Genomic DNA, 12,868 nt, shown 5'->3' with positions numbered 1-12,868 from the left:
TATCCTTCCGTCAAATACCTAGAAGCCAGTTACTCCAGCAGCTTTGGCAGCTTTATCTATATTCGCCTGCAATCCAACAGCAACTTCTTTAGGTGTCATAGTACCACCGTACATTTGTTGCAGAAGTCCTTGATAATCACCGATTTCTACTGGGGTTAAGCTGTTAAAGAATGGAGCAGCTTTCCCTTCATCTACAAACGGTTTCATATCAGCAGTTCCTTTATTTAAATCAATTGTCAGACCTGTCCAGGTAGGAATCGATTTAACAGTGTTAAAATACTTCGTTAATTCTTGCTCGCTGCTGAAGAAATTCAGGAAATCTTTAGCGGCCTCGAGATTCTTGGAGTTCTTGAATACATATAGCCCGTTAGGATCGGAAATGCCTGCATATGGATCCCCATCCCATGGTAATGGGAACATCCCAATTTGAGCATCCGGGTACTTAGTCAAGAGCGGGTCTATCGCCCAATCTGCTTGGAAGATCATTGCTGACTTACCAGTAGACACTTGTTCAAGAGACATATCGTAAGTTGCTGAGAATAGATCCTTATTTAGGTAACCTTTCGTAACTAGATCCTTTTGTTTTTGAAGTGCGTCTACAAATTCAGGTACTTGATCTAAGGTCGTTTTGCGATTGCTGATTTTCCCCATAAGCTCCGGCTGCTTTTTGATGACATTTGTCATAGCACTAAAGGAGAAGAGTTGAAGCGGCCAGCCTTCTTTTCCAGCCTCATAGACAGGAGTCTTTCCAGCGGCTTTGATCTTTTCGCAAATTGCCAGAAATTCATCATATGTCTTAGGGATTGAAAGACCCAAGTCTGCAAAAACCTTTTTATTATAGATGACACCGGATACACTCATGCCAGTAACCGGGATACCATACGTCTTGCCACTACCGCCAAAGGAGTATTTTTTCGTAGCAGGATTAATGCGGGAAATATAACTTTCATTACTAAGGTCGAGCAAATTTTTCTCAGGTTGTAATGCTTTCACTGCCCCTTCATTACTCCAATAAAAGAGCAGATCCGGTGCATCATTCGTTGCAAGCCGGGTGTTCACTAAGTCTTTATAGTTATTGACAGGAGCGCTTTGGATATCCAACTTATTTCCTGTCTTTTGCTGCCAGTCATCAAATACGATTTGCCATTTTTTCTCTTTCAGCCAATCACTTGCTACCAGTACCTTAAGCGTCACAGGTTTCTTATCCGCAGGCTGAGATGCGGTTGTTTTTTCAGTCTCATTAGTTTGTGTGTTTGTATTACTACTACTTTGTCCGCATGCAGATAATGTAATGGTTGATGCCAGCAAAACAAGAGCTAAACCTTTAACCTTTGCCATTTTTAACCCCTCCGTATATGTGGTTGATTGCTTCTCTATATTAGGTCATTGCATAATCTTTCGGAATGGAAATAATGAACCTCACGCATGTAAATAATGAACCTTTCAGTAATCTCTTTTTCATCCATGATATAATCGATTCGGGGGTGGGGAAGATTTGCAGCTAAGAATACAAACAAGACTTTTTCTTGGTTTTACATTATTAAGTTCTATTTTGGTCTCAAGCAGCGGTTATTTATACTTCTCACAGACGTCCAAGGATTTGTTGAATCGTGTGGAAGAAGCGAATATACAACAATTATATCGTTACCAAGAAGCTTTAGATCATATTGTTCAAGACATGGATCGTATTTCAGCACAGGTCATTTATAGCACGGATATTAAAAACTATCTAATTGAACAAAATGAAGCAGATCCCACAAGCTTTCAAAGTTTCACAAAACGAAAGAAGTACGAGGATCTGCTGGCCTCATTTAACGGCCCCTGGTTTATCGCTTCACAAATTAATTTGATCTCTTTAAACGGTTTTTTTCTAACATACGGGAAGAACATGAGCACCTTACCCGATATCAAGCCGCGAATCGAAGCGGTCCAATGGATTAAAGAAACTCTGCAACTGGAGGGTGAAAAACTCCTTGTACCTCCTCGTACAAATGAGTGGCTAGAGAACCGAGATTTGTATTACTCCTTAGTACGAAGCTTTAATTTCCCTTCCGCCTTGACCCCAGCGGTTGTTGAGATTCAACAACCCTACGAGCTTCTAACCGATACAATGGAACTTGGGCAAAACAAAGCATCTCAATCAAACGTTTTCGTTATAGACGACCATAAGAAACTGTTCTATCCCATTATGGAAGCAAACCAAGAGCCATTGATGATACCCACTTGGTCTGGAAATGTTACTGAGATCAAGCGAGAGAATAGCAATGAGGCAGACATATGGACCCAACTCAGATCTGAATATAGTGGACTAACCGTCCTCATACAACAACCTAAGACGGTGGTCATGGAACCCATTGATCGCCTTAAAAAGATGATTTGGCTTTTAGGAATTCTGGGAGAATGCATATCGCTTTTTATTGCCTATATCCTTTCCGCAGGTATTGCATCCCCCATTCGATATCTACAAACTCGTCTAGATAAATTGAACATTGATAATATGAACATCTCAACACCTAAGAAACTAAGAAACACGAAAGAAATTGCATCACTCTATTCTACATTTGAAGATATGAGAACCAGACTCAACGATTCCCTAAATGAGGTTCTTCAAGCTCAAAAACGAGAAAACCTAGCCCATCTACAAGCGATGTATGCTCAAATGAATCCACATTTCTTATTCAATACCTTAACATCGATGGCTTCGTATGCAGAAGAATCGGGGTTTCCAGAACATGCTCGAATCTCTCAGAAGCTCAGTAGTATGCTTCGATACGCAACCCAGTCTGTCAGCAATTCGGTCTCACTTAACCAAGAAATTCGATACACGACCGACTATTTAGAGTTGATGCGGTTCAGATACGAGGGCCAGTTTTCCTATTCCCTAAAGATTGATCCATCCCTCGACAATGAACCTGTTCCCAAGTTCCTGCTTCAACCATTGGTGGAGAACTCATTTACACATGGTTTTCAGCAAGCTCGTCCACCTTGGTTTATAGAAGTATCAGTTATGATCAACGACACGAGCGATTATTGGGAGATCCGAATTAAAGATAATGGATCTGGGTTTTCGGAAGCTTCCTTTAATGAAACCCAAGACTTGATCCAAGAGCTTAACAACGGTCAGATTCGGCAATTAGATAACTTATCCGCTCAAGGGCTTGGCCATATCGGCATCATCAATACACTAACACGGTGCCGTCTGTTCTGGAACGAACAGGTGCAATTTGCACTTAGCAATCTCCCACGAGGTATGGAATTCACGATATCCTTAAGGAGGAACGGGTAATATGTTTCGCATGATTATAGTTGAAGATGAGCCCCGTATATTGCGACATTTAAAGGAGAAAATTACTACGATCAGTTCTGATTTCAAAGTATTAGGCACATACAATAACGGAGAAGACGCTCTTGTTGAGCTACACTGGACTCAGCCCCATGCGATAATAACGGATATTCACATGCCGATTATGGATGGACTCGAGTTGATTCAAAAGATCAGGAAGATAGTACCTGAAATTCAATGTGCTATTATAAGCGGCCATGATGATTTTCAATATTTAAGGCAAGGAATAAAGCTAGGTATAACCGATTATTTACTCAAACCCGCATCCGATTCTGAGATTCAGGAATTATTGGAACAAATGAAGGAAAAAATCTTACTTAATCAGAAATTGCTTGAAGGTGAGGTCGCCAGTCAGATCAGCGGTGTATCCACAGCTCCAGACAACTCCTTAACCAACTGGAGTAAAATAGCCCAGGAACTGTTCTATCATGGCCACTATATCCTCGTCTATGCTTGGCAACCACAAGGGGATTTTCCCGAGGGGCTTGAAAATCTTTGCGAAAACTTGCTTAACGAAGGGGAAAAATACTTCTCACTTCCATCAGTTTCAGCAAATGAACGAATTCTCTTAGTCGGTGTTCACTCTTGTTCATCTGAACGTCAACAGGAGTGGACTAAAGCAATTAAAAATTTGGTTGTAACTGGAAATGGCATTACAGTTTCTATGGCCTTATCTACGAAAGGTATACAGCCTATTCCAGAACTTTTGGAACAATGCAAGGCACAAGTTTGGGTACAAAGCCATTTTGGAGGCTACTGTTTCTGGCTCTCCAACACCGTACCTGAAAATATCCAACACCTACTTGAATCGTACCAACCTTTTACTCAGCGATTGGCCCAATTTGTCATAAAAAAACAGAAACAGTTATTCTTCAAAGAGTTAGACTTGTTAATGTCCGGAGAACAAAACCTTCAGGTTCCAGAATCTAGAAAAGGTTGGGAGCAGCTACTATTGTTCATTTCCCACTCCTTACACAACCTTTCTAAGGATTCCATCCCAACGAACTTCGAAACTATGCAAGCAATGGAGGCAGAATTAAGCGATGTGGTTTGGAGCGTACGGAGGATACATGAATTATTCGCCCAAATAAAGGAGATATGGAGTTCTTATTTCTTTAAAACAGAGAACGAACCAGCCACCAACCGAGATTGGGCCAAGGATGCCAAGCAATACATCCATAACTATTACAATGAGAACATTTCACTAACAAGTATCGCAGACCACTTCCAGTTGAATCAGGCTTATTTAAACCGGTTATTCAAGAAAGCATATCAAAGCTCCATCCCTGACTATCTTGTCAAAATTCGAATGGAAGAAGCCTGTCGTTTTATAAAAGAGCATCCATTTGTCTTAATTAAAGAAATTGCCGAGCATGTTGGTTATATAGACCCCTTTCATTTCAGCAAGGCATTTAAGCAGTATACGGGATATAGTCCAAGTGATTATAAGACTAAATAAAATAGGATTTGATATCTATACCACGCTCCAATTTTATTCTACTTAAAAAACATTTTTGTACACGAATATCTCTGTTCTTCTTGTTGTGTGACAAATAAGTTTTGAAGTGCAAGAAACCAGCAAACGTAAGAGTTAGCTGGTTTTTCTTCAAAATTAAGTTTTGTATCTATCCTTAGTTCCTAGACATCCATACTTCCATGCATATACGCCTTTACTTGGTTCGTGCAATGCCGGATATACTTATTGTCATTATACAATTTGCTTAACATAACCCCACCTTCGATTAGAGCGATTATTACACTGCACGCCGCTTCCACATCGATATTGCTGCGAAACTGCTGCCGCTTCATGCCTTCCCTGATGATCCCCCCCAGACCCGACATGATTTCACTCATAGCTAGTTGGGCTCTTTGTTTTAACATCGGATGACCATCGTCGTTCTCAATTGCGGTATTCATAATGGGGCAGCCGCCCTCGCATGCATCCTGTTCAACCAGCATGATATAAGCTTCGCAGATCGCCAGTATTTTTTCGGTTGGTTCGGACTGCTCAGTCACTGCCTTGGACAACAGGTCTTTTAATTGATTGAACATATAATCAAATGCAGCCAGCGCAATTTCGTCTTTATTTTCAAAATGATTATAGATACCTCCCTTACGAACATTGCAGCGCTCGATAATCTCCGACAGAGACGTACCTGTATACCCTTTCGTATTAAATAACCCAGCGGACTGGCGTATAATATGTTCCTTCGTAACTTGCCCTTTGCCCATATCTATCCCTCACTTCAAATAGTACCGATTGGTCTTAAAATAACATAATCACTCCTCACGGTCAATTTTGCTAGTGGAGTGATTCAGGTTACGTGGAAAAATATGCTTGATTCGTACGCAGAACTGTGTTAATTTAAAACAGACCGGTCGGTATTAAATATAAAAAGGAGGGTCTCGATGTCTATCTCAATTCAACACATTCGAAACGCTACATCGGTTTTAACCGTGAACGGCAAAAAAATACTGATTGATCCTATGTTAAGTGATGTCGGTGAGCTCCCGCCGGTTCCTTTTACTCGTACACTTCGCAGAAATCCGTTAACCCCTCTGCCTGTTCCGCTGCACTTTTTCGAGAATATAGATGCTATCCTACTGACACATCGACATTTTGACCATTTGGATAAGAAGGCCTTCTCCGTTCTGAATAAGCGAATACCTGTCTTCTGTCAACCCGAGGATCAAGCCTTTTTACAAAAGGCCGGTTTCTTTCATGTAAATGCGATTTATGATTCTTATGAATGGTGCGAAATTCAGATGAAACGAGTAAAAGGACAACATGCTCTAGGCGTAGCCGCCAAGCTGCTCGGTCCAGTATCCGGATTTATATTAAGCACACCAGCGGATGGTTCCATTTACATCGTCGGTGACTGTATTTACACGTCAGAAATTGAAGCGGTGTTTCGAGAATATCAACCAGATATCGCGATTGTGAATACGCCGCGCGCGCAGATGTTGTTAGGGACCATTATCACGATGACGGCTGAAGATATTGTCCGTATTGCTCACATATCTCCAACCACGAGAATTGTTGCCGTACATATGGATGCAATCAGCCATTGTACATTCAAGCGCGAGCATCTCCAATCCTTTCTGAAGGCGCGAAGCCTCGAACATGCTGCTATTGTTCCTTACGATGGGGAGGTTATCTCATTCTAACAATAACCAATTGCAGCAACCAAATACGGAACACCGGAGGTTCTCCGGCTCAAATTCTTGGAGGTGAACAACATGGTAGTAGGAGATGCTTCTTTAGATATTGACTTGCTCGTCATCGGAGCTGGCCCAGGTGGTTACGTAGCAGCCATTCGTGCAACTCAACTTGGTCAAAGCGTTCTAATCGTAGATAAAGCGGAATGGGGCGGCGTGTGCTTGAACAGCGGCTGTATCCCTTCCAAAGCGTTGATCTCTGCTGCTCATACCTATGAGCAAACACAGCACGCGGACAGCATGGGTATCACTGTAGAGAACGTGAAAGTGGACTTTGCGAAGGTACAAGCTTGGAAAAACAGCATTGTTGCCAAACAAACAGGCGGCGTGAGCGGCTTGCTTAAAGGCAACAAGATCCAAACGTTCCAAGGAGAAGTGATGTTTATCAATGAGCACGAAGCACGTGTGTTCAACGATGCGGAAGCTCCTCGCTACCGTTTCAAAAACTGCATCATCGCGACGGGGTCTCGTCCAATCGAGCTGAAAGCATTCCCTTTCGGCGGAAGAATCATTTCTTCCACCGAAGCACTCAGCCTGCATGAAATTCCAAAGAGCATGATTGTGATCGGCGGCGGCTACATCGGAATCGAGCTCGGGCAAACGTATGCGAAGTTTGGTACGAAAGTTACAGTGCTTGAAGGCTCCGATCACGTGCTGCCTGGCTTCGAGAAAGAATTCACGAAGCTGGTTGCACGTAACCTGGATAAAGTTGGCGTAGAAGTTCATACTGAAGCGTTGGCACAATCCTGCACGAAAAGCGACAACGACGTGACCGTTACGTTCACAGTCAAAGGCGAAGAAAAACAAGTCACGGCAGATTACGTTCTTGTAAATGTTGGTCGTCGTCCGAATACAGATGGCGAGCTTGGTCTAGATCTTATTAATTTGAAAATGACGGATCGCGGCTTGATCGAAGTCGATAACCAAGGCAGAACAAGTATCCCGCACATTTTTGCGATTGGTGATGTTGTGCCTGGTCTTGCTCTAGCGCACAAAGCTTCTTATGAAGCAAAAGTGGCTGCAGAAGTGATCGCAGGTCACACCAGCGTCGTAGACTACAAAGCTATTCCTGCTGTTGTGTTCTCCGATCCAGAAATTGCCAGCGTAGGACAAAGCGAAACCGAAGCTAAAACACAAGGCTTCCATGTAGTGATCGGTAAATTCCCCTACGCCGTGAATGGCCGCGCAAACTCTTTGAACGCAGGTCAAGGCTTTGTGAAGCTAGTCGCAGACAAAGAAACAGGCACTCTCCTTGGCGGTCAAATCGTAGGTCCGGAAGCTTCGAACTTGATTGGCGAGCTTGCACTTGCAGTTGAGATGGGCGCTAACCTGGAAGACATCGCACTTACCATTCACGCACATCCAACCTTAACAGAAATGATTAAGGATGCAGCCGAAAGTGCGCTTGGACATCCGATTCACACGCTTAAATAAATGACGGGAAAAGAAGCAAAGGGACGCTATTACAATCGGTAGGAGCAGTAGGATTAAGATGAAAAATCCGCAACCTCAATGGTTACGGATTTCTCATTTTTTATAGCGTATAGGAAGATCAAACCCCTGAGCCCATCGATGCCTGCAATTAACTGAAACCTCTCAACTGTTTGCGGATAGCCCATTCGGCCACTGCTAGGTTAATCACCCAGCCCGCGCCCATCAGCAGCGCTTCACTGAGCTCACTCGGCGGACCGATAATCAATTCCCCGGCCAATAGGGTCAGCACTTGCGTACCAGCCCCAAGCCCAATAGCATAGCCGCGTATCATCCAAGCGCGGTGCCGGATCACATCTCCTCGCCGGATCGTGGTGAAGCCGAGGAGCATGGACACGACCATGGCCGACCCGAATAGGAGCCGCAATGCATAAAGCAGCTCACCGGTGCCATCTGGGCGTGGATAAAACAGGGTCATCCACAGTCCTGAAAGCCCAACTATTAGTCCGCATAGAACCAATAACCGTCCGGCAGCACGGTGCCAGCCGGGCCTGCGCCGCCGGAAACCAGTTGCGAACTGGAACGCGCCCAGGACAGCATAAACACTAGCGCTCACGATATGAAGAACCACCGGCAGGGGCGCCGCAAAAAACCGTGCGTTGGCTGAGGTGATTTCCGTGCCACCAGCCAGCTCGGTTAGACGAATCGCGCCGAAAGTGAGCGGAATGACGCTTAGTAAGAGCAGTACGGCGACAAGCCACCCTGCCGAAAAGGGTTTGGTCGGTGTTTTGTTTTTTTGAGACTCAGGTTTCCCTAACTCATTGTGTTGAGGCACATCGGGGGCTCTGACTTTATCGGTGACATTCACTTGGCTGCAGTTTGACGGAGCTTGGGGCTTGGGCTTGGGACGGGTTCCGAGACTTGCTCGCGCCTTTCCGACCAGAGGGCATAGCCCAGCCAGGCCAAAGCTACCCCCACCGGCACCGCAACTTTCGGCTCGTGCTCGGGCGGAAGCAGCGCAGCCACGGGGGCCAACACGCACCCGACGGCAAGCAGACCAGCCGCTAAGCGTGGAAGGATCCTGGCACGGAATGTCGCGATGCCAAATAGCAAGCCGCCGAGGATATACAAGGGCGCCGTGAGCGTCCATAGATTTGCGAGGAGTCCGAAGTTCGTCTCGCCGGCGGAGCTGGTGAAGATCCCTATGAAGCCCTCCGCAAGCGTCGGTGCCTCCGTCGCCAACAGCGGCAAGATCGTGAATTCGGCCATGGTAAAGGGCGCTGTGAGCACCCAATTGAGGCTAAACAGGAGAAAGCCGGCCAGACCAAGCCACCCTGCCTCTTTCACTTGCCTGGCGTAGAGACCCGTAATGCCGAGCAGGAAGAAGAAGCACATGGCGGTTGCCAAGGCGTGGACTATTGCCCATTGCGTGGTGGTGACTGACGAAAGAATGTTAGGTTGATGGAATATTCCAACAACCACGTAAAATATCCCTGCTACCATAGCAGATAGACCTGCCCAACGGATGAGGCTCGAGTTTGTTATCTTCATTTTGCTCTCCTGATTGTTTCCTTCAATAACTGCGGTTCTACGATTGGAATTCATGTGTTTCTCTCCTTTTTCGAACGATTGTGATTTGTGTCGGTGTTGAAATCTAGCCCACTCGCCTGTTTGGGATCAATCTGAATGACCGAGATCAATGGCAGGACGAGATCACGTACTTTCCTCAGCAAGCCATGTAATGCGGCCTGATCGGCCACTGGGCCAAAGAGAATGGTCGTTCCGTCGCTTTCGTGGGTGAGGCTCATGCCCTCAAACTGGTCTGCCCAACGGGCATCTAGGCATCCCTTGAGCCGAATTTCGTACTGTCGAGGCTCAAGACTGCCCTCTGTTGATACGTGTGTTTCACTCATTCCGCACCTCCTTCATGTTCCTCCTGTGGATGTATCTCCATGTCGTTGCATGCCTTCCTTACTTCATTAGAATACACGTTCACTTGGTGATGAGGCATCACCACATGTGGTGATTGTTCTGGTGATTTATACATCAGGAGGCTGTCATTACATGAGCTATTTCTGCGCACAAACTGCTTTTGCGAAATTACTTCATACGTTCTCAAAACTGTGGTTCAGTGTTATATTTAACTTATGAACATTCCAATTTTAGCGACTAAACTATATATTCCTCCCACTCGCTCTTCCGTTGTCCGCTCGCGCTTAATCGAACGGCTAAATGAAGGTCTGGACCGCAAACTTACCCTAATCTCTGCCTCCGCTGGCTTTGGCAAAACTACACTGATCAGCGAATGGGTCGTTGGTTGTGATCGTCCTGTCGCATGGCTGTCACTGGACGAAGGAGATAACGACTCTACACGCTTCTTGACTCACCTTGTCGCTGCTCTGCAGACGATTGCGGAGAATATTGGAGAAGTCATCGTTAGTGCGCTCAAATCCTCACAGCTACCCTCAACAGAATCGATTTTAACGAGCCTTCTTAATGATATCTCAGCCCTCCCTTTCAAATTCATCCTCGTCCTTGACGACTACCATGTGATTGGTGCCAAACCGATCAACGATGTCCTTATCTTCCTACTTGAACACCTCCCGCCACAGATGCACCTTGCCATCGCCACCCGTGAAAATCCACAGCTTCCACTGGGCCGGTTACGCGCTCGTGGCAGCCTGACCGAGTTGCGTGCCACCGACCTGCGCTTTACTTCAGGCGAAGCAGCCATGTTCCTCAACCAGCTGATGGGCCTGAGGCTCTCGGCAGACGAAATTACTGCGCTGGAGACTCGTACCGAAGGATGGATTACGGGGCTGCAGCTGGCTGCACTCTCGATGCAGGGGCGCGAGGACATTCCTGCGTTCATTCGTGCATTCGCTGGAGACAATCGGTACATTGTGGACTATTTGGTCGAAGAGGTCCTGCAGCGTCAGCCCGACCATGTCCGGAACTTTTTACTTCAGACTTCCATTCTCGATCGATTGCATGGCTCACTGTGCGATGCCGTCACCGGTCAGGAGGAAAGCAACGCACGGCTCGAGGTCCTTGAGCGAGGCAACTTCTTTATTATTCCACTGGATGACAGACGTCACTGGTATCGCTATCATCACCTCTTTGCCGAGGTTCTCTCTGTGCATTTGAGGGCGGACCGGCCCGATGAGGTAGCTACGCTGCATCGGCGCGCGAGCATGTGGTACGAACAGCATGGCTCAGCGGCTGATACGATTCGCCACGCGCTAGCCGCCGAGGATTTCGCACGAGCAGCGGACCTAATTGAGCTGGCATGGCCAACCATGCAAAGGAGTAGACAGGAAACTGTCGTGTTGGGCTGGCTGAAGGCGCTCCCCGAAGAGCTGGTTCACTGCAGGCCAGTGCTCAGTGTCCAGTATGTCTGGGCGTTACTGGTTTGTGGCGAGTTGGAGACTGTCGAGAACCGACTGCAAGACGCCGAACGGTGGCTGGGGACGACAACAGAGATACATGAGCGACCGGAAGTCCCATTGGCTGAGATGGTCGTCGTGGACGAAGAGGAATTTCGCCGTCTCCCAGGTTCGATTGCCTTGTTCCGTGCCGCATATGCCCAAGCGCTGGGTGATGTATCCTCCACTATGAAATACGCCCGGCGGGTGCTCGACCTCGCACCTGAGGACGACCATATCCGGCGCGGATCAGCAGTTGCGATCCTGGGACTCGCATCCTGGACGGGCGGGGATCTTGAGTCAGCGCACCGGATGTTTGCCGATGGCATGGCTACTGTGAAGCAAGTCGGGAGCATCTCTGACGCAATCGGGGGCTCAATCGCTCTGGCTGATATACGGATTGCGCAAGGTCGACTCCGCCAAGCGATACGCACCTATGAACGGGGATTGCAGCTTGCAAAAGAGCAAGGCGAGCCTGCACTCCGGGGAACGGCAGACATGTACGTGGGAATGAGTGAGCTCTACCGTGAACATAACGATCTGCATGCTGCCACGCAGCACCTGCTGAGAAGCAAGGAGCAGGGCGAACACACCGGGTTCCCGCAAAACCGGTATCGCTGGCGCGTCGCAATGGCTCGAATACAGCAGGCTCAAGGAAATCTGGACGGTGCACTCGACCTGCTCCACGAGGCAGAGCTTCTATATGTGAGTGACTTTTTCCCAAATGTGCGTCCTATTGCGGCATTAAAGGCACGGGTGTGGGTCGTTCAGGGGAGGTTGGGTGAAGCCCTCGACTGGGCACAGGAGCATGGCTTGTCCGCCCGGGATGACCTAAGCTACCTGCGCGAATTCGAGCACATCACTCTGGCCAGGGTGCTCCTAACCCAGTATAAGTGCGACCGCACAGACCGCTCCTTGCTTGAGGTTATGAGATTCCTGGAGCGACTCCGCCAAGCAGCAGAAGAAGGCGGGAGGACGGGAAGTGCGATCGAAATTCTGGTCTTGCAGGCACTTGCTTACCATGTGCTAGGCGATATCCCTGCTGCGCTTATGCCGCTGGAACGCGCCCTGACCCTGGCTGAACCAGAGGGCTACATCCGCACCTTTGTGGACGAAGGTAAACCCATAGCGGCCCTGCTGGAAGCGGCCTTGAAACAGGGGATCGCTCTGAGCTATGTCCGTCACCTCTTGTCAGCCTTTGGCAAAGCTGAGAGCAGAGCATCTGTCAAACAGAGTTTGACTGAGCCACTCAGCGAACGTGAACGTGACGTGCTTCGACTGCTCGGAACCGACTTGAGTGGCCCGGACATTGCCCGTGAACTCATGGTGTCCCTGAACACCCTTCGGACCCACACCAAGAACATTTACGAGAAGCTTGAGGTGAACAACCGTCGGGCAGCAGTCCGCCGTGCTGAGGAACTCGATTTGTTCTAGGGGTTCAGCGCACGCT

Annotated in this window: 10 protein-coding genes; 5 read left to right on the top strand and 5 right to left on the bottom strand. The window is 47.3% G+C overall.

The features are described from left to right. Positions 1-18: 18 nt before the first annotated feature. Positions 19-1,338 (bottom strand): ABC transporter substrate-binding protein, encoded by a 1,320-nt coding sequence (locus ACSQ8P_RS06090; protein WP_436234370.1) that lies wholly within the window; start codon positions 1,336-1,338, stop codon positions 19-21. A 157-nt stretch (positions 1,339-1,495) separates the two neighbouring features. Here ACSQ8P_RS06090 and ACSQ8P_RS06085 point away from each other — a divergent pair, with 157 nt between their 5' ends. Then, entirely contained in the window at positions 1,496-3,286 is a 1,791-nt protein-coding gene (locus ACSQ8P_RS06085) for a sensor histidine kinase (RefSeq protein ID WP_436234369.1), read from the top strand. A 1-nt stretch (position 3,287) separates the two neighbouring features. After that, positions 3,288-4,802: a response regulator transcription factor gene (locus tag ACSQ8P_RS06080; RefSeq protein WP_436234368.1), complete on the top strand. Its 1,515-nt coding sequence runs from the start codon at positions 3,288-3,290 to the stop codon at positions 4,800-4,802. Between the two features lie 179 nt (positions 4,803-4,981). On the opposite strand, the gene ACSQ8P_RS06075 is transcribed toward ACSQ8P_RS06080, so the two are convergent. Further along, positions 4,982-5,575, bottom strand: coding sequence for a TetR/AcrR family transcriptional regulator (locus ACSQ8P_RS06075; RefSeq protein ID WP_436234367.1), 594 nt, complete (start codon positions 5,573-5,575; stop codon positions 4,982-4,984). A gap of 177 nt (positions 5,576-5,752) precedes the next feature. Between ACSQ8P_RS06075 and ACSQ8P_RS06070 the strand changes: the two genes are divergently transcribed. Continuing rightward, entirely contained in the window at positions 5,753-6,511 is a 759-nt protein-coding gene (locus ACSQ8P_RS06070; RefSeq protein ID WP_436234366.1) for an MBL fold metallo-hydrolase, read from the top strand. Positions 6,512-6,583: 72 nt separating this feature from the next. After that, positions 6,584-7,996, top strand: a complete 1,413-nt coding sequence (lpdA, locus tag ACSQ8P_RS06065; protein WP_436234365.1) for a dihydrolipoyl dehydrogenase — start codon at positions 6,584-6,586, stop codon at positions 7,994-7,996. A 148-nt stretch (positions 7,997-8,144) separates the two neighbouring features. Here the strand turns inward: lpdA and ACSQ8P_RS06060 are convergent, their stop codons facing one another. From ACSQ8P_RS06060 to ACSQ8P_RS06050, 3 genes are read right to left on the bottom strand one after another with little or no spacing between them, the layout of a single operon-like run. Continuing rightward, a complete protein-coding gene (locus ACSQ8P_RS06060; protein WP_436234364.1) occupies positions 8,145-8,861 on the bottom strand; it encodes a DUF2306 domain-containing protein in 717 nt (238 codons plus the stop codon). After that, positions 8,858-9,598, bottom strand: coding sequence for a hypothetical protein (locus tag ACSQ8P_RS06055; RefSeq protein WP_436234363.1), 741 nt, complete (start codon positions 9,596-9,598; stop codon positions 8,858-8,860). Before ACSQ8P_RS06055 ends, ACSQ8P_RS06060 begins: the two co-directional genes overlap by 4 nt. Beyond that, positions 9,595-9,906 (bottom strand): hypothetical protein, encoded by a 312-nt coding sequence (locus tag ACSQ8P_RS06050; RefSeq protein WP_436234362.1) that lies wholly within the window; start codon positions 9,904-9,906, stop codon positions 9,595-9,597. Before ACSQ8P_RS06050 ends, ACSQ8P_RS06055 begins: the two co-directional genes overlap by 4 nt. Positions 9,907-10,140: 234 nt before the next feature. Here ACSQ8P_RS06050 and ACSQ8P_RS06045 point away from each other — a divergent pair, with 234 nt between their 5' ends. Continuing rightward, positions 10,141-12,852, top strand: coding sequence for a LuxR C-terminal-related transcriptional regulator (locus ACSQ8P_RS06045; RefSeq protein WP_436234361.1), 2,712 nt, complete (start codon positions 10,141-10,143; stop codon positions 12,850-12,852). The last annotated feature ends 16 nt before the right edge of the window (positions 12,853-12,868 follow it).

Origin of the sequence: Paenibacillus sp. LjRoot153 (assembly GCF_964253085.1) — a bacterium.
Lineage (GTDB): Bacteria > Bacillota > Bacilli > Paenibacillales > NBRC-103111 > Paenibacillus_E.
This window is presented reverse-complemented; position numbering and strand designations above follow the sequence as displayed.